Origin of the sequence: Oceanobacillus arenosus (assembly GCF_003369575.1) — a bacterium.
Taxonomy (GTDB): Bacteria; Bacillota; Bacilli; order Bacillales; family Amphibacillaceae; genus Oceanobacillus; species Oceanobacillus arenosus.
In genome coordinates, this window is the sequence record NZ_PIOC01000028.1 from 34430 (window position 1) to 60349 (window position 25920).

General features: G+C 36.1%; 24 protein-coding genes and 2 pseudogenes. 18 read left to right on the forward strand and 8 right to left on the reverse strand.

Going from position 1 to position 25920, the window contains the following annotated elements:
* The 3 genes and pseudogenes from CWR48_RS17765 to CWR48_RS17775 all read left to right on the forward strand — a co-directional run.
* Positions 1–420, forward strand: a pseudogene (locus CWR48_RS17765) (phosphoglucosamine mutase); the annotation flags it as partial.
* Positions 421–515: 95 nt separating this feature from the next.
* Positions 516–638, forward strand: a pseudogene (locus tag CWR48_RS17770) (hemin ABC transporter ATP-binding protein); the annotation flags it as partial.
* A gap of 592 nt (positions 639–1230) precedes the next feature.
* Positions 1231–3024: a S9 family peptidase gene (locus tag CWR48_RS17775; protein WP_115774777.1), complete on the forward strand. Its 1794-nt coding sequence runs from the start codon at positions 1231–1233 to the stop codon at positions 3022–3024.
* Positions 3025–3386: 362 nt separating this feature from the next.
* Here CWR48_RS17775 and CWR48_RS17780 read toward each other — a convergent pair whose 3' ends face one another.
* On the reverse strand, positions 3387–3851 hold the full coding sequence (locus CWR48_RS17780) for a GNAT family N-acetyltransferase (protein WP_115774659.1): 465 nt from the start codon (positions 3849–3851) through the stop codon (positions 3387–3389).
* A gap of 122 nt (positions 3852–3973) precedes the next feature.
* On the opposite strand from CWR48_RS17780, the gene CWR48_RS17785 reads away from it, so the two are divergent.
* From CWR48_RS17785 to CWR48_RS17820, 8 genes are all read left to right on the forward strand, one after another.
* The gene (locus CWR48_RS17785) at positions 3974–4531 is read left to right on the forward strand and encodes a DUF6241 domain-containing protein (RefSeq protein ID WP_115774660.1); all 558 of its coding nucleotides are present in this window, start codon (positions 3974–3976) and stop codon (positions 4529–4531) included.
* Positions 4532–5084: 553 nt separating this feature from the next.
* Positions 5085–6887 (forward strand): glutamine--fructose-6-phosphate transaminase (isomerizing), encoded by a 1803-nt coding sequence (gene glmS / locus CWR48_RS17790; RefSeq protein ID WP_115774661.1) that lies wholly within the window; start codon positions 5085–5087, stop codon positions 6885–6887.
* Positions 6888–7226: 339 nt separating this feature from the next.
* Positions 7227–7424: a hypothetical protein gene (locus CWR48_RS17795; protein ID WP_115774662.1), complete on the forward strand. Its 198-nt coding sequence runs from the start codon at positions 7227–7229 to the stop codon at positions 7422–7424.
* Between the two features lie 209 nt (positions 7425–7633).
* Positions 7634–7972, forward strand: a complete 339-nt coding sequence (locus CWR48_RS17800) for a hypothetical protein (RefSeq protein ID WP_245976855.1) — start codon at positions 7634–7636, stop codon at positions 7970–7972.
* Between the two features lie 195 nt (positions 7973–8167).
* Positions 8168–9121: a proline dehydrogenase family protein gene (locus tag CWR48_RS17805; protein ID WP_115774664.1), complete on the forward strand. Its 954-nt coding sequence runs from the start codon at positions 8168–8170 to the stop codon at positions 9119–9121.
* 504 nt (positions 9122–9625) lie between these two features.
* Positions 9626–10522: an ABC transporter ATP-binding protein gene (locus tag CWR48_RS17810; protein WP_115774665.1), complete on the forward strand. Its 897-nt coding sequence runs from the start codon at positions 9626–9628 to the stop codon at positions 10520–10522.
* Between the two features lie 16 nt (positions 10523–10538).
* Complete coding sequence (locus CWR48_RS17815; RefSeq protein WP_115774666.1) at positions 10539–11444, forward strand: ABC transporter ATP-binding protein; 906 nt, start codon at positions 10539–10541, stop codon at positions 11442–11444.
* A complete protein-coding gene (locus CWR48_RS17820) occupies positions 11445–12164 on the forward strand; it encodes an ABC transporter permease subunit (RefSeq protein WP_115774667.1) in 720 nt (239 codons plus the stop codon).
* A 115-nt stretch (positions 12165–12279) separates the two neighbouring features.
* Here CWR48_RS17820 and CWR48_RS17825 read toward each other — a convergent pair whose 3' ends face one another.
* Entirely contained in the window at positions 12280–13323 is a 1044-nt protein-coding gene (locus tag CWR48_RS17825; protein ID WP_115774668.1) for a sensor histidine kinase, read from the reverse strand.
* Entirely contained in the window at positions 13320–13994 is a 675-nt protein-coding gene (locus CWR48_RS17830; RefSeq protein ID WP_115774669.1) for a response regulator transcription factor, read from the reverse strand. Before CWR48_RS17830 ends, CWR48_RS17825 begins: the two co-directional genes overlap by 4 nt.
* A gap of 382 nt (positions 13995–14376) precedes the next feature.
* On the opposite strand from CWR48_RS17830, the gene CWR48_RS17835 reads away from it, so the two are divergent.
* Positions 14377–14766, forward strand: a complete 390-nt coding sequence (locus CWR48_RS17835; protein ID WP_115774670.1) for a YybH family protein — start codon at positions 14377–14379, stop codon at positions 14764–14766.
* Between the two features lie 438 nt (positions 14767–15204).
* Positions 15205–15411: a hypothetical protein gene (locus tag CWR48_RS17840; RefSeq protein WP_211316777.1), complete on the forward strand. Its 207-nt coding sequence runs from the start codon at positions 15205–15207 to the stop codon at positions 15409–15411.
* Positions 15412–15628: 217 nt separating this feature from the next.
* On the opposite strand, the gene CWR48_RS17845 is transcribed toward CWR48_RS17840, so the two are convergent.
* Positions 15629–16072, reverse strand: a complete 444-nt coding sequence (locus CWR48_RS17845; RefSeq protein ID WP_115774671.1) for an Lrp/AsnC family transcriptional regulator — start codon at positions 16070–16072, stop codon at positions 15629–15631.
* A 188-nt stretch (positions 16073–16260) separates the two neighbouring features.
* Here CWR48_RS17845 and CWR48_RS17850 point away from each other — a divergent pair, with 188 nt between their 5' ends.
* Entirely contained in the window at positions 16261–17487 is a 1227-nt protein-coding gene (locus CWR48_RS17850) for an MFS transporter (protein WP_115774672.1), read from the forward strand.
* A 338-nt stretch (positions 17488–17825) separates the two neighbouring features.
* Here the strand turns inward: CWR48_RS17850 and CWR48_RS17855 are convergent, their stop codons facing one another.
* The gene (locus CWR48_RS17855; protein ID WP_115774673.1) at positions 17826–18410 is read right to left on the reverse strand and encodes a LysE family transporter; all 585 of its coding nucleotides are present in this window, start codon (positions 18408–18410) and stop codon (positions 17826–17828) included.
* Between the two features lie 51 nt (positions 18411–18461).
* On the opposite strand from CWR48_RS17855, the gene CWR48_RS17860 reads away from it, so the two are divergent.
* Positions 18462–19019, forward strand: coding sequence for a helix-turn-helix domain-containing protein (locus tag CWR48_RS17860; protein WP_115774674.1), 558 nt, complete (start codon positions 18462–18464; stop codon positions 19017–19019).
* Positions 19020–19245: 226 nt separating this feature from the next.
* On the opposite strand, the gene CWR48_RS17865 is transcribed toward CWR48_RS17860, so the two are convergent.
* Positions 19246–20106, reverse strand: a complete 861-nt coding sequence (locus CWR48_RS17865; RefSeq protein ID WP_115774675.1) for a LysR family transcriptional regulator — start codon at positions 20104–20106, stop codon at positions 19246–19248.
* Between the two features lie 126 nt (positions 20107–20232).
* On the opposite strand from CWR48_RS17865, the gene CWR48_RS17870 reads away from it, so the two are divergent.
* Positions 20233–21351, forward strand: a complete 1119-nt coding sequence (locus CWR48_RS17870) for a Gfo/Idh/MocA family protein (protein WP_115774676.1) — start codon at positions 20233–20235, stop codon at positions 21349–21351.
* Positions 21352–21591: 240 nt separating this feature from the next.
* Here CWR48_RS17870 and CWR48_RS17875 read toward each other — a convergent pair whose 3' ends face one another.
* Positions 21592–22848: an MFS transporter gene (locus CWR48_RS17875; protein ID WP_115774677.1), complete on the reverse strand. Its 1257-nt coding sequence runs from the start codon at positions 22846–22848 to the stop codon at positions 21592–21594.
* A 279-nt stretch (positions 22849–23127) separates the two neighbouring features.
* On the opposite strand from CWR48_RS17875, the gene CWR48_RS17880 reads away from it, so the two are divergent.
* Together CWR48_RS17880 and CWR48_RS17885 are read left to right on the forward strand one after the other, a co-directional pair.
* On the forward strand, positions 23128–23652 hold the full coding sequence (locus tag CWR48_RS17880) for an ester cyclase (RefSeq protein ID WP_115774678.1): 525 nt from the start codon (positions 23128–23130) through the stop codon (positions 23650–23652).
* A gap of 49 nt (positions 23653–23701) precedes the next feature.
* Entirely contained in the window at positions 23702–24283 is a 582-nt protein-coding gene (locus tag CWR48_RS17885) for a TetR/AcrR family transcriptional regulator (protein WP_115774679.1), read from the forward strand.
* A 287-nt stretch (positions 24284–24570) separates the two neighbouring features.
* Here the strand turns inward: CWR48_RS17885 and CWR48_RS17890 are convergent, their stop codons facing one another.
* Positions 24571–25911 (reverse strand): aminotransferase-like domain-containing protein, encoded by a 1341-nt coding sequence (locus tag CWR48_RS17890; RefSeq protein WP_115774680.1) that lies wholly within the window; start codon positions 25909–25911, stop codon positions 24571–24573.
* Positions 25912–25920: the final 9 nt, after the last annotated feature.

Here is a 25920-nt window from a genome sequence, read left to right on the forward strand (position 1 = left end):
TACGTAATGGAAGAAATGCGTAAAGGCGGCTACAATCTTGGTGGAGAACAATCAGGGCATATTATTTTCTTAGACCACATTACAACTGGTGATGGAATGCTTTCTGCAATCCAACTTGTGAATGTTATGAAGGAAACTGGTAAATCTCTATCCGAATTGGCTGGAGAGATGACCATCTTCCCGCAAGTATTAAAGAATGTTCGAGTAACAGATAAAAACGAAGCATTAACAAGTCCTGTTATTTTAGACGAAATCGCAGCAGTTGAACGTGAGCTAGGCGATCTCGGCCGCGTACTTGTACGCCCTTCTGGAACCGAGCCACTCGTACGCGTAATGGTGGAAGCATCAACGAAAGAAGAATGCGACAAATATGTGGACCGAATCGTGAAGGTTACGGAGGATTTACTGGGATTTAAATAATAATTGAAGCTAGAGCGAAGGCCACTCCTGTTACGGGAGTGGCCTTTTGTGTGTATTGGGAGCTCAGGCTCGGGTGAATTCTGACGGCGAGTGGGCGTGAAGTCGTTGAACTGCTCGCCAAGGAAGTCAAAGCCGGAATCATGGTAACCCATGATGAAAGTGTCCTTGATTTATGTGATCGAATTGTTACGATTCGTGATGGAAAACTGGAAGAATAGATCTTAAAGAACGAACCCGGGAACGATACTGTTTCCCGGGTTTAATATTTATATTTATATTTATAGATGTAGGAGTTAGAAAGTAACAAAAACGAGCGAGAAAGTGTCAAATCGAGCGGGGAAATGTCTGAAACGAGCGAGCACACGGCGAAATCGAGCGGGAAAATGTCTGAAACGAGCGGGCCCACGGCGAAATCGAGCGGGAAAATGTCTGAAACGAGCGGGCCCACGGCGAAATCGAGCGGGAAAATATCCGAAACGAGCGACCCTCCACTTAAATCAAGCGTGAAAATAACCTTCCCCTATATCAATTTCAAAGTTAAACAAACGTTTGTTTGACTTTAAATACGCAGTTGCACAAGGATACATCATACTTCATTCCTATCATCAATCCTCACAAACATCGAATCACAAAGCTCATGATACGCGCCCCTCTCCTACGAAACCTTTTATAGTGGTTGTACCAAATTTCAAGCAAACGTTGCCATCTGCTCCCTGTTAATATGTTATACTAAAAATTGTAAAACAGGTAATATTCAAATATTACACAAAAATCTAGACCATAGACAGATTAATGAGGGGAGAAATGATGATGATACAATTTCCGAAACCAACCGTGGAGCAGTTCTTTCGTACGTATGTTATATCTGATTTTGCTGTAAGTAGTGATGACAAGCGGCTAATATTTAGCTCAAATTTAAATGGCAAGATGAATTTGTGGGCAATAAATTTAGGTGAAAACAATTTTCCATATTTATTCGCACACCATGATGAACAAACAAGTTTTATTCAATTTGATCCGGAAAATCGGTATGTTTTAGCTGGTTATGATAATGATGGTGATGAAAACGATCAAATTTATGTGATTCCGAGTGATGGTGGTTTGCCACAGCCACTAATAACAGGTGAAGCGGAAGAAAAATATTATTTCTCCCATCTAAGTAAGGATGGAAAACGCATTTATTATATGACTTCTAAGGGAAACCCATCATTTCTTAATACACATGTACGGGGCTTGGAAGATAACTCGGATACATTATTAAATCAGGGAGAGATCTCACCAACGGAATTAGCGGCAGTATCTGATAATGAAAAGGCTTTTGTTTATTTGCGTTCTTTTGCAAATACATATGTGATAGGTTTTGTAAAAGTAGGAGCGGAAACACTAAACCTTACACCTAAACCGGATGTAGTTCATGTCACATTCGATCCCATTTTTACTGATGATAATACAATCTACTTTATTACCGATTACGAAAGTGAATATAGTTATGTGGCAAAATTCGATCTAGCTGCTAAAGTATTTACTACGGTTGTAACGATTGAGAATGAAAGTGTACAAACATTGAAATGGGATAAGTATCATAATGCATTCTACTTAGTCACAGAAAAAGGCGTAACCGATGTATTGTATCGCTATTCATTAGAGACGGGAGATTTTGAAGCGTTATCAGTACCGATCGATACAATTGATAAACTAGCTATTACAAAATCTGGTAATCTCTATGTTCTCGGAAGAAGTACAACCGTTCCAACGAATATTTATCAATCTCCGGATGGTAAGGGATGGAAGCAGCTTACAGATAATCGGGTACTTGGCTTAACCAGGGATGATATGGTCGAGCCTGATGTTGTTTCCTATCCATCATATGATGGAATGGAAATTGAAGCATTATTATTTAGGGCAAAGCAAGAGAATGATAATGGGTACACAATTTTTTGGCCGCATGGCGGTCCACAGGCAGCAGAAAGAAAACAATTTCGTTCCATGTTTCAATGTTTTCTCAATCGCGGCTATACGATTTTTGCACCTAACTTCCGAGGGAGTACTGGCTATGGCTCATCCTTTGTAAAACTAGTAGAGCAGGACTGGGGGGAGGGACCAAGATTAGATAATGTTGCTGGAATCGAGTGGCTATTTGAAAATAATATTACGGACAAAGATAAGTTATTCTTAGTTGGCGGTAGCTATGGCGGTTATATGGCATTATTGTTGCATGGACGTCATCCGGAATACTTTAAAGCTGTGATTGATATTTTTGGCCCGTCCGATTTATTCACTTTCGTTAATTCCGTTCCACCGCATTGGAAACCGATTATGGATCGTTGGATTGGAGATCCTGAACGGGATAAAGAGCGGTTTATTAAGGACTCCCCAATTACTTATTTGGATAGTATGACGAAGCCGATGCTTGTTATCCAGGGGGCAAAGGATCCACGAGTTGTGAAGGCAGAATCAGATCAAATTGTCGCAAAGCTCAAGGAAAAAGGAAGAGATGTAGAATACTTCGTCATGGAAGATGAAGGGCATGGATTCTCTAAGAAAGAGAATGAAATTAAAGTATACACTCTAATGCTTGAATTTATGGAGAAGCATCAAGGGTAAGTATAAATAGAGTCACTAAGGATAAATATACGAAATTTTTCCCCTTTGGAATTTTATCTAAAGGGGCATTTTTTATAACTAGCATAGTTATCCATAAAAATAACTTTGTAACGAGGCAGATGATTGAATCCTAAAGGAAGGGTGATTTTAGTAGGTGGTCATGCATCTACTAATCAGAAATCGTTACTAACAAATATCACTATTATCGAAAAGCTTGATGGACGATTTGCCAAGTGATAAAAACCGCACGGAAAGCATCATAATATGAATTCAATGCGGACTTTTTAATTAACGTAAACATAAGAAATACAGCTATATTATACGTTCTTAGCAAATCAAACAAGCGTTTGTTTGACAATTACCTAACGTATACCCTTCCTTACAAACTCCCGTTCCAGCTTAAATCCCAATCTCTTATAAAAATCCCGTGCGTGTTCATTCCGAATCCAATAATCGAGCTCAATACAAGCCGCTCTTTCTTCTTTTGCAATTTGTTCAATTCTTTGCATGAGCGCATAGCCATATCCTTTTCCTTGCGCCGCTTCGATAATGCTGATTTGATGCACATATAAGCATTTATAAGCCTTCTTAAACGGTGTTCTTGACCGATCCTGGATTTCAAAGAATATAAATCCTTTGTTTTCCCCACCATCTTCTAAAATTAAGAAAGTGAATCCTTCATAGGAAACAATATCCCTAAACTCCTCTACCATAGCCTCAGAATGATAAGGAACGAAATACTCAGGATACATCTTCACATGCAAATTCTGAACCGTTTGATTTAACCTAGCTAACTTCTTAGGATCCTTTGAAGGGAATATCTTCATTTCCTCGCTCCCCAATCTATAAAATATACACTTAGTGTTACATAGCATATTCATTTAGCGAATAACATTATAACTTGAAAATTCCAACTAATAAAGGTAATGTTAATTTGGGGGGTATCTTCATGAGAAAAACTTTATGGATTGTTATCGCTTCAGTTGGAACGATCGTCATTGGATTGTTTGCATATCTGTTAATTTCTGATATATACAATGGGGCAGCTATGGACAAGGCAGATAAGCATGCGCAAGGTAAAAACGATGCGTCACTAGAAGAATTGAGAACAGAAATACAAGGGAAGATTACTGAGGAGCAATTACAGCAATATAAAGATGAGGGTCTAAATCCGTTCGGACAGAAGACAGGTATGACTGAATTAACTACAGATTTCTATAACGAATATATTCATGGAATGTCGCACCAGAAAGTAAGGGCAGAAAAGAAATGGGGCTATTATGAAATTCATCCAGACCGGGTTAAATGGCTGTTAGAGGGATTAGATGTGGTTGAAATTGCTAATGAAACTACTTATCGCGATATTCTAGAACGATGGGACAAGGGCGATTTTTCCAGAGTAGATCAGGATCACAACGCAATTTGGCAAATCCAAAACGGAACCGTTGGCAAGGCCACAGGTATTTTATCGCCGGGAGAGGAGCAGGAATACATCGATAGCCAATAAATAATAGGCGCTTTTGATGATCAAGAATAGCCTTCGATTCATAAAATAGTAGGGTACACGAAAGTTATTGACCAAAATATCCTTTTTCGTGTAAAATGAATAGTGCTTGCTGAAACTCTCTTGGTTTTATTGGGGAATAAGTGGCAAGTACTTTTATTCAAAGATAGAAAGGAGCATAGAAGGTAGTAAATTATATAGCGCCAGGACTATTTTCTGACCGGAATTTGAAAATAGTTGACGAGGTGGGGGTTATCGAAAGATTCGGCGGATGCCTCCCAACTGCACATCTCAGTTGATTGGTTTTGTTCTAAAAACAATAAGGCGACTTATTGGACAAAGGAATAAAACAAGATGTAAAAAAAACAAACACGAGAAAGGGGCAGCAAGACGCCCCATATGAAGTAAGTTCGTATATTTCAATATAGGTTCGTTTTGGCAGTTAAGAAAGTATTAGAACTTTCTTAACTAGCATAAGTGCAACTAAAGCTGTCACCCCCAAGACGTGGTGACAACTTAGTTTTCTAATCTGCCCCTCTTATAGGAGGACAAAACTATGTGCGGAATTGTAGGTTATATTGGAAATAAGGATTCAAAAGGAATTTTATTAAATGGACTTGAAAAATTAGAATATCGCGGCTATGACTCAGCTGGAATCGCAACGCTAAATGAAGATGGTGTGAAACTAACGAAGGTTAAAGGACGAATTGCAGTACTTCGCGAAAGTGTCGATGAATCTGTTTATGCAACAATGGGGATTGGTCATACACGCTGGGCAACGCATGGTGTGCCAAGTGTAATGAATGCACATCCACATCAAGCAGCATCTGGTCGTTTTACACTTGTTCATAATGGTGTAATCGAAAACTATCAAGATTTGAAAAAAGAATTCTTAAGCGATGTTGCTTTCGTTAGCGAAACGGATACAGAAGTTATCGTGCAATTAATTGAAAAACTTTATGATAAATACCAAGATACTGCAGAGGCATTTCGCCAAACAATGGGTCTTCTAAAAGGCTCATATGCGATTGCAATGATTGATGCAGAAGATCATGACACATTATATGTATCAAAGAATAAAAGTCCGTTATTAGTAGGCCTAGGTGAAGGGTTTAATGTGGTAGCGAGTGACGCAATGGCAACATTGAAAGAAACTGATCAATATTTGGAAATTTACGATCAGGAAATCGTTCTTGTAAACCGCAGCTTTGTTGAAGTACAAACATTGAGTGGAACAGTTGTTGACCGTAAACCTTACACAGCAAAAATTGATGCAGGTGACATTGAAAAAGGTACGTATGCACACTATATGTTGAAGGAAATTGATGAACAGCCTTTCGTGATGCGTAATATCATCAAGGAATATCAAGACGAAAACAATCAATTGAAGCTTGACGCAGATATTCGTAAAGCAATGCAGGCAGTCGACCGTATTTATATTATTGCTGCAGGCACAAGTTATCATGCAGGATTAGTTGGAAAAGAACTTCTTGAAAAATTAGCAAATATTCCAGCTGAAGTGCATGTTGCAAGTGAATTTTCATATAATATGCCATTGTTATCAGATAAACCATTATTTATCTTCCTTTCACAAAGTGGAGAAACAGCTGATAGCCGTGCAGTTTTAGTAAAAATTAAAGAATTGGGACATCCGGCATTAACAATTACAAATGTACCAGGATCAACCCTTTCTCGTGAAGCAGATTACACATTGCATTTATTTGCTGGACCAGAAATTGCGGTAGCATCAACAAAAGCATATACAGCACAAATCGCAGTATTGGCAATCCTGGCAGTAGATACTGCAAAGGCAAAAGGCCTGGAATTAGGATTTGACTTGATTCAAGAGCTTGCCATTGTTGCGAATGCAATGGAAGTATTAACCGATCAAAAGGAAACAATGGAAGAATTAGCTAAAGATTATTTAGCAACAGCACGCAATGCATTCTTCATCGGCAGAAGCGCGGACTACAATGTTTGTGTTGAAGGTGCATTGAAATTAAAAGAGGTTTCTTATATCCAAGCAGAAGGATTTGCTGGGGGAGAATTGAAGCATGGAACAATTGCTTTAATTGAAGAAGGAACACCTATTATCGCACTAGCAACACAAGAAAATGTAAACTACGCTATCCGTAGCAATGTACAGGAAGTGGTTTCCCGTGGTGCAAATGCCATGGTGATCAGCATGAAGGGCCTAGAGCAGGATACAGATGCATTTGTTCTGCCACATGTGCATGAAATGCTAACACCGTTAGTAAGTGTTGTGCCATTACAATTATTGGCATACTATGCTGCATTGCAACTTGATCGTGACGTTGATAAGCCACGTAATTTGGCAAAATCTGTTACTGTTGAGTAGGATTTGGAGTGTTGGAATAATCTTGTGTTCGCAAACATTATTGTTGGTAACTAGACATTAATGTTGGAAACTCTCTAATAAATGAAGTAGTTCGCAATGTATGTAGAGAATTGAAGAAAGAATTGTGGATATTAAATAAAGTCGCGACGTTTATAAAAAAGTTGCGAAGCATCACCCCTTTGGATTTTTATCTAAAGGGGTGTTTCGTTGTAAAAGGACTTACTTAATTAAGTAGTTAGTGTAGAATGAATTTAAAGAAATAATTTAAATAACATATGAGAGTTTGTGAACAAATGTACTTAACGGGGCAGGTTAATTTAATAAGGGGGAGGAAATAAAGTGTTTAAATCCGAGATTGCAAATAGAATAACATCATTGGTTGGATTTTGGATAATTGTATTTATTGCATTGTTTAAACTTGTAGATGGCCCAATATCTCCAATGTTTTGGATCTTAGTGGTTGGAATGACTGCTTTTGATTTATATGGAATCATAAATTATTATATGAAGAAAAATAGGGATGACTCACTAAATTAACTGGTGCATTAGTTGAAGATGAGATCGAATGGCAGCTATTATGCTAACGGGGCAGGATAGTGTAATAAGGATATATTACTGAATATTGAAATATTTTAGCGATTATATTCGTATGTATAAGTAAGTTAAATTAATTCAGGGGGGGTTGCTTTATTAAAAGGTTCTTATATTATTTCGGTTGGACAGTCGTTATTGGATTTATCATTTTCTTGGGAACTAAATATCAGATTCGAGTAGAAGAAGAAGCCCGTAATAATTATGAAATAATTCCTATTTTCTTATTCGGAACAATATTTCCAATCGTTATAGGACTCTTTCTAAGATTACCCAAGTTGATAATTGAAATTAAACAGAATAAACAATGGACATTTGACTGGATAAAATTTATTGCGATTGCACTACCGACTCTCTATATAATATCAATGTCGATCTTACCATTAGGAGGCTCCATAAAAATACCAGAATATATGATAAATGGAAATCCAACTATTCTAATAATTGCTGGTACTGTTTTTGGATTTACCTTATTGGATAGTTTAAAGAAATAAGGCTATTTAACTGGTGCGTTAATTCAAGGACGATTAACGCTATTTTATGTAGAAGATATTTTACTAAAGAGGGAGTTTAGTTGAATAACAATAAGTAGTGCGATACTTAAATAGCTGCTGTTAACTTACAGACTTTTTCTTTCAGCATTTTAAGTTACAATTATTAAGAAAGTTCAGATGAAATGAGGGTTATAATTGGTTATTGAAAAACAATTTGCTGATGGGTTAAAATCTATTGCACGAAATCTAGACATAAAGGAGTACATTCAACAATCTCCTGAACTTTATCCGTTATTTCAAAAATCGGTTAAACGATTTGTAACAGGCGAATCAAAAGAAGACGGAATTTCTATTGGAGACCAACTTATACATAAGGGATACCGTATTTCACTGGAATTTATCGGGGAGAACACTATAACTAAAGAAGAATGCGTTCGAGCCAAGGAAGAATTTATAGCTTTGATGAAAGAATGTGGAAATCGTGGAATAAGTTCTCGCATATCTTTGGATTTATCGCATATAGGTTTATCTGTTAATCCTGAACTTGCATACGAATCATTACTAGAATTGGCTAAAGTAGCACAGTCCAATGGTCTTTCTCTTATGATTAGTATGGAAGAATCGGCTAAAACTGACCAGATACTCTCTATTTATAAAAGAGTTGTTTCTGAATATTCCAACGTAGGGGTTACACTTCAAGCCCAGCTGCATCGAACACTTGATGACATTAATGAATTATTTAACTACTCTGGGGCAATTCGTTTGGTTAAAGGGGCATACCAAGAGCCGTCGGATATATGTATTCCTCGTTCAGACAAGTTGGATGAACGTTATATCCAATTGGTGGATTTATGTGTGAAAGCTAATCATCAAGTTTCAATTGCTTCACATGATGAAGTTATATATAAACAAGTCATAGAACGTGGTTATTTGCAAAACCCTAATGTGGAGGCAGAGATGCTATACGGAATTCGTCCCGACCTTAGTAAAAAACTGAAAGACGACGGGCTCGCCGTTCGTGTTTATCTAACTTATGGTGTTGAGTGGTACCTGTATCTCTGTCATAGAATAGCTGAATATCCACCAAATATTTATATTGCCATTACGGATATGATTCAAGGAGAGAAAGACTCGACTCAACTTTACTAACACTGTTTTTAGTCCGAGGCGTCCAAATAGTCATTTACTTAGTTCTTCAAGAAACTGGTGCTTTAGTTATGCAAGACCATCAATTTGATGGTCTATTTTTACGTCTAAAAATTCGTAATTACGGAGGTAAAGTAGGTAGAAAAGTTCTACAGCTACTAAAGAAGAACCTGTATATCTTGCATAAGATACTGCTTGAGCCCGGCTTCTAGAAATGTTGCTTGAGAGTCTCTTCATTCATACTGACATTCGACAGCTTATAGGATTATTGCCGATGTAGCGCGACTCGAAATGTCTGATGATAGTGATTTCTTTTTCCATTCAATATACATGGACCAACATCCCCTGTCGTGATGTTTTCGACTCGGAGAATTAGAGAAATATAAATATCTCAATCTTTTTGAATTCTATTTCTAGAAGTTAACATTTAGTTCATACACGAATTATAAGATACAAAAGTAGTACACATTAACATCAATTAACAAAACGAAAGGGGATTTAATCACTATGGCAATAATTGAAGTTGATAACCTAACGAAAGATTTCGGATATGGGCGTGGAATTTACTCTGTTTCGTTCCAAATCCAAAAGGGAGAGGTGTTCGGATTTCTTGGACCTAATGGTGCTGGTAAAACTACAACTATCCGTCATTTGATGGGATTTACAAACCCTCAACAAGGACATGCGGCTATTAATGGTATGAGATGTAACGAACAGACGAGTGAAATTCTAAGGGATGTAGGTTATCTTCCTGGTGAAATTGCCTTACCAGAAGGTTTGACAGGATGGGAATTTATCAAAATGATGCAGGGCCTGAAGAACTCCCACAATGAGGAAAGACTTCAATATTTATTAGACAAATTTCAGCTAGATCCTAGCGGAAAAACAAAACGGATGAGTCTCGGAGACAAGAGAAAGCTAGCAGTAGTAACTGCATTTATGGCAGACCCCGATATTTTATTACTGGATGAGCCCACTAGTGGACTTGATCCCGTAATGCAGCAAACCTTTATTGATTTTATGAAAGAAGAAAAAAAGCGAGGGAAAACAATTCTTTTATCCAGTCACATGTTTGGTGAAATTGATGCCATTTGTGATAGAATCGCCATCATTAAGGAAGGGAAAATTATCTCCACAGTTAATACAGATGAGATTCGCCACAATATAAATAAAATATATCAGATCACTTTTACTACTCGTGAAGACTTGGATGCCTTTACAAAGGAGACCCATCTTACGATCTCTTTAACAGAACAAGATAAGCATATGGCTGAGGTCGTAATTAATGACATGGAGATTAATCAGTTGGTAAAAGTTCTAACAAATTATCAAGTTATGAATTTCAAAGAGAAGAAGTTCTCGCTAGAAGACTATTTCATGCACTTCTATGTAAAAGGCGCATAATGATGGAGGAACAAAAATGAATGAAATCATTAGGATAAGCAATCTGACCAAAGATTATGGAGAGGGTAGGGGCATATTCGACATTAATCTCACTGTCAACAAGGGCGAAGTATTCGGCCTTGTTGGTATCAACGGAAGCGGGAAAACCACCTTAATTAGACATCTTATGGGATTCTTAAAGCCTCAAAAAGGCTACACCTCCATTATGGATAAAGATAGCTGGAGATACGCCTCCGAATTAAAGAAACATGTTGGCTATATTCCAGGGGAAATCGCATTTCCTGAGGTTAAAAGAGGAATCGACTTCTTTAAACTACAGGCTGAATATTTAGGCATTCGTGATTTTTCGCGTGCGAATGAATTAATTCAAAGATTTAATCTAGATGCAGACGCAAAATTAAAAAGAATGAGCAAAGGAATGAAGCAAAAGTCTGCTATTGTCAATGCTTTCATGGCAAATTCAGATATTATATTACTGGATGAAGGCAGTACTGGACTTGATCCCTTAATGCAAAGTGAGCTTACTAATCTAGTAAAAGAAGAAAAACAAAAAGGTAAAACGATATTCATGAGCAGTCATATTTTTAATGAATTAGAATCTTCTTGTGACCGTGTGGCTTTTCTCAAAAACGGTCGTATTATTGATATCGTTGATATGAACACGATCCGTGGAAACGAGTCGGTAAAAGAAATCAAGATTGAATTTATTGGAGAATCAGACTTCAGTAACTTTCTGTCACGTCCTTTCAATATTATCAGAGAACAAACAGAGTTTAACCAAGCGACCATCCTTATCCCCGACAAGGATATCAATGAACTTTTCAATGTTCTCCAGAATATGAACGTCAGATTTATTACCCAAAAACCACGTACACTGGAAGCTTATTTTAAAGATAAATATAACGATGCGGAGGCAGTATAAATGATTTCAATAACACTGATGAAACAAACGGTTAAAGCAAATATTTCACTTGCTCTGATTATAACAGCTATACAGGCTTTATGTTTGGTCCTCATCGCCAGCACAGGACAACCAGTAAAAATAACCGGGCAGATTTTTTATAGTTTGCTGCCAGGAATGCTCACTTCTATTTATATTATCATTACAGGCAATAAATTATTAGCGGCACAAGTAGATAAAGGATCGATGGCCTATATATTGTCAACACCAGTAAAACGTTCGAAAGTAGCACTGACACAGGCTGTATTTTTTATAGGTTCACTCTTCATCATGAATTTGATCACTGCAGCTGCTCTCATTATTCCTACTTTCATTTTAAATGGTAGCGTCAGTCCCAGTGAATGGGTAGACATTATCAAATTTAGTTTTGGATTGTTTCTTCTTGCTCTAGCATATAGCGGTATTTGCTTCCTGGCATCCAGCATTTTCAATCTCTCCAAAAATGCTATTGCCGTTGGGGGTGGGTTAGTTGGCGCATTTCTGTTATTGTCTATTATGAGCATGTTTGGAGAGAACTTTCACTTTGTAAAAAATTTCACTATCACTACCTTGTACAATGTTAATACCATAGCTTCAGGTTCTTCCGATTATATATGGCAGTTTGCAGTATTAGCTGGGATCGGGTTGATCACTTATTTTAGCGGAATTAAAATCTTTTCAAAAAGAGACCTGCCACTGTAAGTCTAACGATACTTGAACACTTCGAGTATCCATGGAGTATATTTGCAGTTTTACCTAACTAGTCGCCGATATAAGCCGGTGACTGGTTATATTATTTGGACAAACCAGTAGCTTCTTATTTAGGGAGAATCACTATAACGATTGTACCTTTATCAAGTTCGCTTTCAATCAATATTTTGCCTCTGGCCTGCTCAACTATCTTTTTCACAATAGACAAGCCAAGTCCATTCCCACTTTTTTTGCGAGACATTTCTCCTTTATAAAACCGCTCAAAAATTCGTGACTTTTCTTCATAGGAAATGCCAATCCCATTATCTGTAATTTTAAATTGTATCTTATCATCTTCTTCAGAAAGAAGAATAGAAATGGTCCCGCCATGATGCGAAAATTTGATTGCATTCTGTATTAGATTAACCCAAACTTGAAACAATAACTCCTCATCACCAATAAATTGTACTTCTGCAAGGTCTACTTCATACTCGATCCCCTTCTGTCCCCATCCTGATTCTAAAATTAATATAGCTTGTCTAATCTGTTCGTCCAGAGAAAATACAGTTTCCTTATGGATAATTTGGGTGTCAAGCTCAGAAAGACGTAATAAGTTAGAGGACAAATCGATAAGCCGATCACTTTCAGTCATGATAATACTACTAAAATCTTTGATGGATTGACTTGCTTTCTCATCCTCAGAGATCAGCTTGGCATACCCCTTAATTGATGCTACCGGTGTTCTAAATTCATGTGATACATTCGAAACAAACTCGCGACGAAGATTGTCTATACTGCGCAACTCTTTGACCATTTTATTAAAGTCACTAGTGAGCCGTCCAACCTCATCTATGCTATCTTCCATAACCAAAACGTCAAAATCACCTTTAGCTACCTCCCTGGCTGCATTAGAAAGCCTCTTCAATGGCTTCAAAATACTTCTTACAACCGCTAGAATAACAATTGTACCGTAAATAGCACTATTTAGAAAAACAAGACCCGTCACGCGTCTGATTCCTTCAAGTTCAATATTATCACCAGACATAAAATGCATTGCAATGAAGAACGTCAAAGCATTGAGAGAATACCAAATCCCTAGAAAAGTAACAGCAAATTTCACATAAACAGATCTGAAACGAAAGAAGTGTTTGAATTTTATTTTAAGTTTCATAAATTTATCTCTGCCTTGTACCCCAAGCCCTTTACCGTTACGATGTTGAACTCAGCTAAGTCATTAAATTTCTCACGAAGCCTTCTGATATGGACATCAACTGTTCTCTCATCTGAGTCAGTATCATAACCCCAAATATCATTCATAAGATCTCGCCGGGTAAAGATCTTTTTGGGATAACTAAGCAATTTAAAGAGTAAGTAAAACTCCTTTTTAGGAATTAGGATTTCTTTCTTTTTGGTCTTTACAATTAGAGTGTTATAATCAAGAATAACGTCACCGATAACTATTCTCTTCTCCGTATTCACTTTTGCTCGCCGCAGTAGTGCAATCACTCGTAATAGCATCTCATCAAGTTCTATGGGCTTAACCATATAGTCGTCCGTACCGGCCAGAAACCCTTTCCTCTTATCTTCCATACGTTCCTTTGCTGTTATCATAAGTATTGGAAAATCGTAATTTGCCGAGCGCAGATCCTGCGTCAACGTGTGGCCATCCATATTAGGCATCATAATGTCAACGATCATCAGATCAATAGGTTCTCTTTCGAGCACTGCTAATGCTTCTAAGCCATCAGTAGCCGCAATCGTTCGGTAACCTTTACGTTCTAAATATGTGATCATCAAATTTCTAATATTGTCATTGTCATCTACAACCAGTATGTTAAACATGTTTGCAGCACCTTTCCATATAAGATTGAGCTACTTGAAAGCACAATTCCTTCTTTTATGAGGAATAATCATAGTACATCATCCTCTCATAATTCAGATTAATGTTCAAATATTACCTAATCCCCTATTACATTACCAATATCCTGAGAAAAAAACTAGAGCCATTTTTATCGTTAAAATCAGGATAATAGTCCAGTTAGCGCTACATGTATGATTAACTGGTGCAAGAGTGAAAACAAGGCGATCATCAAAACGATCGTCAATTTTTTCTAGTAAATATCTATTGAACATTATGTTAATATCGAATAGAAAGTTACGTATCTAAAGCAGTAGAATTGTCGAAGAAAGATAGCAGTAATAAATGGAGATAAGGAGGGAAATTATGGAACACGAACTAAAGGAATTTATTAAAAAATGTGATATCGCAATAAGACTAGAAGATTTCGATTCGCTAATGAATTACTATACTGATGATGCAATATTGGTTATAAAGCCAGGTATGATTGCACGAGGAAAAGAGGAAATTAAATCAGCTTTTATTAAAATTGCGAAATATTTCAATAACAGTCTGATCCCAACACAAGGTGAAATGATTATTTTAGAAGCTGGCGACACTGCCTTAGTTATATCCCAAACCTTGCTTGTCTCTGATAAAAATGGCAGTGAATACTCAATGGATAGACGAGCAACATACGTGTTTAAGAAAAGTCGACAAGGTGAGTGGCTTTGTGCCATAGACAACTCTTATGGTACGGATTTAATTAACGAATAGTCAATAGTAGTTTGGTGCGATTGTTCAATTAGAGAAACTAATCTCCAATATTTATTGATCATAAAGTCAATTACTGTAGTAATAACCGCTATTATTTTATGTATCCAAGGTTAACGTATTTTATTACCAATACTAACAATTGGGGTCATAAGAGGGGACATCTTTAAGCAATAAATTGGACTTGTGAGACAAACTCTTTGTTCTTATTAATAGCAAGCACTTTTAAGCGAACAGGTGCTTTAGTAAACGGAGTGCACTTTTTTATTCAAGTAAAAGAGCAGTTTTAAGAAATTGAACAAAATTAAATGAAAAAGTTATTATTATGGGCATACGTCTAATCCTCCTAGTACAAATGAACATACCCTATTTTGTACGATGATGTAAGGAGAGGATACAATGAAACAAGATAATCGACAATTTGGGGGCGGCTACCCACAAATGGGCGGCTACCCGCAAATGAGCGGCTATCCACAAATGAGCGGCTATCCACAAATGGGCGGCTACCCGCAAATGAGCGGCTATCCACAAATGAGCGGCTACCCGCAAATGAGCGGCTATCCACAAATGGGCGGCTACCCACAAATGAGCGGCTATCCACAAATGGGCGGCTATCCACAAATGGGTGGTTATCCATATTCAGGTTAGCATTCAGGACAGCGTTCGAACGATTAAATTTTATAATCTGAATGTCGCAAATACTACACAATCTTAACAGATGGGTAGTATTTGCTCTTATTGTGTACATAATTGAAAAAGGCTATTTATGTCGATTATATTTTGATAACAAAGACGAGACAAAACCTTTCCCTGTCTCTATTGTTCCAGCTTATAAACGGTTAAACCATATATTAAAATTATATTATTAATAATCAACACTTAAATTAGGTATCAATGGCTTGTTTTCAATAGGAGATGATAAGGAAATCAATGTAGTGGAATTGCCATACTTCATAATTTCATTTTCAAGTAATTCAAGTTCCTTTGTTGATTCAACTACTACTTTAATCAAATAATTGTATTCCCCACTAATTCGGTGACACTCTATTACTTGTGAGGCCTTCTTACAATACTCAACGAAATTATTGCACTGTGTGGTCCGGAAAAGGATAAAAGCCACAGTGGATTTTCCAACTTTCTCATTCGAAACTATAGCATTGTAGCTGCTTATCACTTCTTGTTCTTCTAGTCTTTTTACCCTTTCAGTCACTGCTGGTTGAGATAATCCTACAAGTTTTCCAAGGGAAGTCATTGACAATCGAGCATCTGATTGTAAACGCATTAGTATGTCTTCATCAATACTATCCATTTCAGCACCCCTTCATATAATAAGACGAATATGAACCCTAAATCATTATATTATAATTCAAATGTAATGTCATTGAAATACATTGATTTTATAGTTAAACATGTAATAATACATTTATTGTACTATGTGAAATCCAAAATACATTTAGTATTATTAACCCTATCAACTAATTAGGGGGCTTTTTATATATGGATAATAATATTGATTTAACTAAACAAAATGAAAAATCTTATACAATACCTTCGGAGCGTCTTCCGTGGGCTGGTTTAATTGCACTAGCTATGGCTGGATTCATATGTATCCTTACCGAAACTATACCAGCTGGCCTATTAATACAGATAAGTGAAGGACTCGGTGTGTCAGAATCCCTAGCAGGTCAACTTGTGACGGCTTATGCCCTTGGCTCACTAATTGCGGCTATTCCTATAACCACTGCGACACAAGGGTGGCAAAGGAAACCCTTGCTCCTTTTATGTATTATTGGATTCCTTGTATTTAATACTATTACAGCCCTATCGTCTAGTTTGACGTTAACTTTAATAGCTCGTTTCTTTGCAGGTGTAACCGCTGGAGTCTTGTGGGGGATGACCGCGGGATACGCACGACTTATGGCACCAGATTCACTCAGGGGAAGAGCAATGGCAGTAGCCATGGTTGGTACTCCTCTAGCATTAGCTTTTGGTGTTCCTGTGGGGACATTTCTCGGTTACCTTGTTGGCTGGAGATCTGTCTTCGGAATAATGTCACTCTTAGCAGCATTATTGATTATATGGATTATCTGGAAACTTCCGGATTTTCCTGGGCAAACATCTGAAAAGCGAATTACCCTTCTCAAGGTTTTCGTTACTCCTGGGGTTCGCCCAATTTTGTTTGTTGTATTGGCATGGATACTTTCTCATAACATACTTTATACTTATATCGGACCATACCTTTCCGAAGCAGGTCTTGCCCAACGAGTTGATTTGGTTTTACTCGTTTTCGGTACTGCATCTTTAGTTGGAATCTGGGTTATAGGTGTATTGATTGAGCGTATACTATTACGTACTTTAGTTTTAATTAGTCTGTTTGGGTTTGGGTTGGCGTCATTAGCATTAGGTATCGGAATTAGTCATCCTACCATCATTTATATTGCTGTAGGTTTATGGGGGTTAACCTTTGGAGGAGCAGCTACACTTACGCAAACGACAATAGCAGATACTGCTGGAAAAGGTGCGGAACTTGCCCAATCTATGTTAGTTACTGTTTGGAATCTCGCTATTGGTGGAGGAAGTGCAATTGGAGCAATCCTAATGGAATCATTTGACGTGGGTTCTTTTCCTTGGGTAATGTTTATCCTCATTCTTCTTGGATTCCTTGTAGTGTTTCGTGCAAGTGTTTATGGGTTTCCATCAAAAGATCCAATGACTAAATCATGATATGCTTTCTTCTTAAGTAGAATTTATTGATGACTTCCACTAGGAGGGATAATAATGGACTAAAAATCTCTCGGTTTCTAGCTCAGGATTCTTTAGAAAAGGGATTGAGAGATTGAGTGAAAATGGTCGGGTGGAATGTTATTTTCCGATGGGATAAAAAATAAAGGATGGTGCCTATTAGTCATACATAATATGTATCACCCTTTTACTTCATGTTCAACAAACAAACATTTTGCATTTTTATTGTTAGTCATTCAAACTTCTAATAATATCCCCTGATCCAATTACAATTACACCGATATTATTCTATTTCTTCAATCCCATTTTCGAAGGGATTTTTATTGAAATAACATCGTAACCGCAGTATAAACAAGTAACAAAGCCATGATGGTATTGAAAACGGTTTGATACTTAGCAATAAACTTCTTGAATAATGACCCAAACAAACTCCAACTGAATGTTCCTGAGAATCCAATTACAGCTAACAAGATTACAAATAGAAACTGAGTCAAATAATGTTGATAAAAGGGTGTCACGAATGTAGCCGTAACTGTAATGGCATAAATAGTTGCTTTAGGATTGATGAATTGCAATATAGCGCCTGACTTTAAATTGTTATATCGATTATTAAATTGTTGTTCTTTACCAGGTTTGCTCGTAATTATTTTATAAGCTAGATAAAGTAAATACAGACAACCAAATAATTTCATCATTAACGCTACTTCTGGAAAAATGGTATTTAATGCAACACTAAAATAATTAGCGAATAATAATAATATGAAAAATCCAAAACCAACCCCTACGCAAAATCTGAAAGTCTGTTTCAAACCAAATTTATTGGCATAATACAACGACATAATATTATTAGGACCTGGTGTGAAACTTGCGACAAAAGCGTAAACCAATAGTGACAACATTGACATGATGATTGCACTCCGTTGTATGTTATAATGCACAAAAATGGAGGATACGATGTGAAGGAAATACATGTGGTGGTAGCTGAAAATGTGAAAGCATACAGAAAGGCTAATAAATTAAGTTTGGATAAAGTTTCAGAATTAACAGGTGTCAGTAAAACAATGTTAGGCCAAATAGAACGTGGCGACTCTATTCCAACAATAACGACCTTGTGGAAAATTGCGAATGGATTAAAGATTTCATTCACTTCACTAATTAAGGAATTAACGAATGATGTAACGATAATTTCAAAAAACGATTTATTGGAATTGCCAGGGAATGATGGGAAATATAAAGTGTATCCATATTTTCCGTTCGAAAATGATAAGCAGTTTGAAATATACATGGTAGAAATTGAGCCAGGCGGGTATTTAGAAGCAGATCCTCATCATGAGGGCACAGAGGAATACATAACTGTATTTGATGGGCAGCTTGAATTAACGATAGTAGGGCAAACCTATTTACTCGAAAAAGATCACTCGATCAGATTCAAAGCTAACTGTAAACATGCGTACTACAATCCAGGCAATGAATTGACACGATTAAATATGACGATTAATTATCCATCCATGTAGATCAAATCATATTTAAAAATTCCAATGGTTTCTCATCAGTTCAAAAATTCTTTTAATAAAGCTATGTACCAATTGTTTCAAGATCTAAAGCCAAACCAACTTGAAAAAATAAAGATTGTTAATATTTACTTTTACGTTTAAACGATGTTTTCTGGTGTTCGTTTGCTATTCTACAAAAAGGCCTTTAGTGGTATATGGAATAAGGGATTTGAACAAATAAGTTGAATTACTCAATATTGTTCATAAGTGAGTTATTTAACTCAATAAACTGTTTTTCTAAAGGTGTTAATTCATGGTTTAGACGAGTAATTAGATAATAGTCGATGTATCTATACAATGATGGGACTTCTAAATAATTATTGATTTTATAGCAGTTTGCTATGCGCTTTGGTACTAAGGATATTCCCATACCCATCAATGCGAATTGCACTAAAGTTTCAAGTTCGCCCACTTCAATGATTTCACCGTGTTCAATATCTAAGCCTGTGAAAATATTACTTAATATGGAGAGATACAAACACTTATCAGATAATACTAGTAAGCTTTTGCCACTTATATACGCATCAAAGTTTGTGTTTGGATCTATAGCTTTACCTATTATAACCATTTCTTCAAGTCCTGTTTTTTTATAGTTTATTTGCTTATTGTCTAGAGCGCCAATCGTATAAGCAATATCAATATTTCCAAGAAGGACTTGTTTTTCAATATATTCTGTTGAACCAGTTTTTAAGGTTACCGATAAATCAGGGTATGTTTTAATTAATTTATTTAACGCGCTTGAGAATTGCATCCCACCGACTGATATCATCGTGCCAATACGGAGTTTTTCCTCATGCTTTTTCATCTCATTTTCTGTTTCTTCCCAAAGGAAAAGTATTTTTTTAAATTGAAGATATAATTTTTCTCCATATCTTGTTAATTTTACTCCCTTTGAATTTCTGATAAACAGTTCTTGATTATAATGAGATTCAATCTTTTTTATTTTTGCAGTCATATTGGATTGAAGGTGATTTAGTTCAATTGCAGCTGCTGAAATGCTTTTTAATTCCGCAACTGTAACAAATGCTTTTATGTTTTCTATATCCACTTTATTTCCTTCTCCCATCAAAAAAAGTGATATGAATATCATAAATTAACATTATTAATGATATTATATTTTAATTATACTAAGTTTGGAGATAATCACTACAATAAAGTTTTGGAGGGATAATTGATGAGGGACAAAGTAATTAATGTAGGGATAATAGGTGGATCTTTAAATAATCAGTGGGCTAGTAAAACACATATTCCAGTACTTATAGAAAATCCTTCTTATAGAATCACAGCTATTGGAACTTCTAGAATGGAAACAGCAAAAAAAAGTGCCATAAAGGTTAATGCTACCTGGGCTTTTACAGATTATGAAGAATTAGCTAAATCTAAAGATGTCGACTTGGTAGTAGTTAGTATAAAAGTTCCTTTCCACTACGAAGCTTGTATAGCAGCCATTGAGGAAAATAAGCATCTCTACTGTGAATGGCCTTTAGGTGTAGATACTGTACAAGCTAAAAAGTTGGCAAATTTAGCTAATCAAGCGAATATTCACCATGCTATTGGCTTACAAGCTAGGCAATCCCCAGAAGTTAATTATTTAAAGCAAGCGATAGAGAAGGGGGAAATAGGGAAAGTACTATCCTGCACGATGCAAGTAGCTACTCAATCTAAGGGGAGAATAACTGACCAAAGAAGCGCGTATCTACTAAAAAAAGAGAATGGGGCTAACTTACTCACCATTCATGGAGGGCATTCTCTCGATGTTCTTTGCTATATTTTAGGTGATTTTAAAGAATTAACAGCTACTATGAATATAAATTATACAGAAGCGATTATAAAAGAGACTGGAACTAAAACATCTAAAAATACAGCTGATCAAATATTAATACATGGAACACTCGTCGATGGTGCTTCAGCATCTGTTCATATTCAAGCCGGAGTACATCCAAATTTTAATTTAGAAATTAGAGGGGAAAAGGGTATTTTTCGTTTAACACAAAATAATTCTTCAGGTCATGTTCAATTTGGTAATCTCAATGTCGAAAAGATTATACATCCTAATTATGCATCCTTAAATACTGAAACAGATGATGTTTACTCTGAAGAAGTAAAAGTATCCTCAGTAAAAGATAGTAGTCCAAGAAGATATGTTGAACATGCTTATAATACTCTGGAGAAAGACATATCTGAACATAAGTGTCAAATTCCTAATTTTAATGACGCTGTTAAACTACATCAGCTATTAGATGTAGTTAGAGAATCTGCAAAGGAAGGTAAAAAAATAGTCTTAGTAAATTAAGTAATAACAAATCAATCATGATCTTCCACGATCGGGCGCATTTCTTGAGCAAGAAATGTGCTCTTCTTAATGAATTGGGCCATTAATTGAATATGGAAATTGATAATCTTCTCTTAAATATAAAAAGGTTAGATAAAGGGGAGAAGCAAACGTGAATTTTCTGAAATTAAATAAAAAGGAGATAGAATTAATTTTCATCCCCTTTTACTTAATTTCTAAAATATATCCTCTACTACGAAATTACTTCTGCATAATCTCCTTAGTGGGACGGTAGGTAGCTATCCAGAATATTAGAGCCAAGGCACTGACAGAGACACCGAATAAACATACCCCATTCCAACCATAATTTGCGTATATGTTGGTTGAAAGTATGGAACCCGTGGCACTACCAACAGAATAAAAAACCATGTATGCAGCAGTAAGCCGACTTCTTGCGCCAGGACGGGCTGTAAAAATCAAACTCTGATTGGTGACATGAACTGCTTGTACAGCGAGATCAAGAAGGATAATGCCAATAATTAATACGAGAATGGAATCGTTAATAAAGTAAATAAAGAACCATGATGCTATGAGTAACACTAATGCTACAAATGTTGTTAGTTGTCCTAATCCTCGATCAGCCAGTCGCCCAGCCCGTGCTGCAGCTAATGCTCCAGAAACCCCAGCCAGACCAAATGCTCCAATAGCCGTATGTGAAAATGAGTAAGGTGGAGAACTCAATGGTAACACCAAAGAAGTCCAAAAAGTACTAAAAACAATAAAAATCAAAAGTGCTAATATCCCACGAATCAGTAGAATCCTTTCTTGAACAAATAACATTAGAACTGAATGTAACAACTTTGGGTAGGATAGAGATGGACGCTGATAAACAGTACCCGGAAGTCCTTTGTGTAATAAGCCAATCAAAATCAGAATTAATACAGCTGAAGAGAGGTAGACAGAACGCCAACCTCCAAGATCAGCCATTATGCCAGCAAACGTCCTTGCTAGTATGATGCCAATGACAACTCCACTTGTAACGAAACCAACTACTCGTCCACGCTCAGCAGGAACAGCCGACGTTGATGCATATGCGACTAGAGTTTGTGTAACAGAGGCGAGCAATCCTACCACCGCAATACCTATGAAAAACACTATACTGTTAGGAGATACGCCAACAACCACTAACGCAGCAACTAACATGAACATTTGACCAATAATCAAATGCCGTTGATTTAATAAATCACCCAGTGGGACCAATAAAAGCAGTCCTAATGCATAACAAATCTGACTAACTGTAATTACAATTCCAATGGTTGAAGGATCAATATTGAATTCAGTAGCTAGTGAATCAAGTAATGGATGGGCGAAATAGATGTTTGCAACAGCCATACCACAAGCTATTGCTAATAATAGTTCTGTATATCTAGACAATGTTGAATTGGGTGCTAATTGTGACGCATCCGTTTTGCTAGCGAAATCCTCAGTAAATTTTATATTTTTTTCATTACTATCCATTTTATTACATCCTCTTATCAATATTTTTACTGATGAGTATAATATACTGATTGGTACAAAATAATTCTTATTAAATATAATCCTGACTTGTTTAGGTGTCAAGTTCGTTATTAATATTATCTATTGGCAATAAAAGGATTTGACCATTGAGATTATAAGCATGCTCTTCATTATTTCAATTAGAGAGAGTAAATGAAAAAACCAACCGATATTGACAAAAAGGCGATAAATGAATAAAATTGAACTATACTGATTGGTACGGTATAAGGAGGTTTCGATATGGATAGAAAAAGAAGGTTTGATAGAGACGTAGCAATTGATGAACGAAATCAATCAATAGAATTAACAGGTGAAACTTCTTTAACAAAATCGCCCTCATCAATACAGGATAACGAACAGATTGTAAAAAAGTTTTTTGAAGTTGTTAGATCAGGTAACAAACCTGAACAAGCTGAAAAATTCATGGCGAAAGAGGTAAAAGCCCATCAGATGAATTCAGAAAGGATGGTGACAATAATAAGATCACCCATGAATTATGCAGAACATATAAAAGAAATGTTGGATGTATGGGGGAACTTTAAAATTGAAATTCAAGAACTTCTTTCTCAAAATCAGAAGGTTTATGTTAGATGGAAACAGATTGGAAAACATATTGCGGGATATGAGGGCTACCCACCTACAAATAAAGAAGTTATTGAAATAGGTAGTGCCGTATACCAACTAGAAAATCAAAAGATAGTGGAATATTGGATTCAAGTGGACAGACTTGGAGTCATTGAGCAGATAAAGCGAAATCAAAAATAAGATTGCTATCAGTAGGGAAATTTTGTTTTCTAATGAAGGAGGATTTATCATGGTTCGACAACGTGAATTTGATAAGGAAAAGGCATTGGATGATGCTATGGGACTTTTTTGGGAGAAGGGATATGCTGCCACATCGATTAGTGATTTAACAGCCGTTATGGGAATACAACGACCCAGTTTATACGCAACGTTTGGAGATAAAGAGAAATTGTTTGAAGCTGCTTTGCGTAAATATACAAATTTGCATGCCACCCACATTAGAACAAAACTACAAAACACTTCATCTGTGAAGGAAGCATTTCGTAATCTATTTGAAGAATTGATAGAAAAAGAGTATAAGACCAAAGTAAGTAAGGGCTGTTTTTGTATTAATACAATTGTAGAGCTTGCCCCACACGATGAAAAATTTGAAATTCTTACAAGGGAGCATGAAATGTATCTTTCCGTCATTTTTCAAGAAACCCTTCTAAAAGGTATTAAATCAGGTGAGTTAGAAGGCAACCTAGATGTTAAAGCCTTAGCTCAAACATTAGTTGTTGCATTAATTGGAATTACTGTTTTATTGAAATCCCATCCAGAGCGATCATTCGTAGATAAATCTGTAACTTTAATATTATCGTTAATAAGATAAATGGAAGAAAGTTAGGATTAATGGAGTTATATCTTTGATAAGCATTCCTTCCAAAAAAAAGACAAAAACAAAGAAAATTGGAACCATAATATCTATTCCACAAACGAGGTCATTTAATGAAAGATGAGTTTAGAATTATATAACGAATGTAAATGATTTTTACCATGTGAAAATCTATAAAGATGAGTGTATTAGACAAGAGTATATGGGTGAGCGATGTTAGTCATGATTAATATCTCTCACCCTTTATGCTTTCGCAACAAGGGTAGTTTTGCCTTACTGAAAGATTATAAAAAGTAGTTTTGGGAATTTTCTAACGCATTTGCAATTTTCCTTATTCCTTCTTCAATTCGATAGTCGTCAACATTGGAAACATTCAACTTCAAAATCCGTTCGTGATAAAAGTCAGCTAAGTAATTTCTTTCAACTGTATCCAAATATATGCCTTCTTCATGCAAATGATAAACAAATGATTTTAAATTCACACGCTTTGGCAACCTAATATGACTATGCATTGCAATTTCTGATGATGACTCGTAGGTAGGTAGATAATCTAATATTGATTGATGCAGGATTTTCGCACGTGCATGATAGATGTTACTGACTTTCGTTTTATTATGTTCAAACATACCATTTTTCAAATAGAGATATAATGCGGCTTGTGAAATCATAGAGCTGTCGATATCCGTTGTCATTTTGTATCCTTGAAAAATGTCAATAATCGAAGGAGGAAGAACCGCCAATCCAACTCTTAACCCAGGAAACATAATTTTTGAAAAACTTTTTAAATAGATGACTTTATCGTGGTAATCATCAGCAAAAAGAGGATCGTTCTTTGGATTATATTCAAAATCTGCTAAATAATCATCTTCTAAAATGTATACATTATATTGGTCTGCTAATTGTAAAATAGCCTCTTTTTCTTTTTTGCTGTATGACGTCCCTAAAGGATTATGAAAGCGTGGCATTGTATAAAAAAATTTAATATCTTCTTCATGAAATATTTGTTCTAGTCGATCTAAATCAATACCTTTCGCGGTACGATGAATTCCTATTGCTGGCAGCTGTAAGGTCTTCAGCAGTTCCATATATAAATGATAGCTAGGTTGTTCAACTAGAATGGTGGAACGATTATTTGGAAATGGCATAATACTTACTAAAGAAAGAGCCTGTTGAACACCTGTAGTGATGAAAATCTGTTCGTCTTGCGTGAATACTTGGTAAGATTCTAACAGCTTTTTAGCTTCTGCAATGAGTGGCGGCCAACCCTTTGGCGTTCCATAGCGAAATAATTCTTCTTGATAGGTATCAATTGCTTTATTTATGCAGTGTTGAAATTCCTTATAAGGAAATGCATGCCAAGTGGGAGATGCGCTGGCAAAATCAATTATGTCAGTGGATGATGGGGTTTTGAAGAGATTATTATCCACAACATAATAACCACTTTTCGGTACGGCATAAATAATATGTTGCTCCTCCAATTTTTTTAAAGCGGTCAATACCGTGCTTTTACTACAAGAATATTGCCCAGTTAAATTTCGAATGGATGGTAATTTTGCACCTGTCGAAAATGTACCAGACTGAATTTGCATCAGAAGTGATTGATAGATTGATTCATATTTAAGCATCGTAAACCT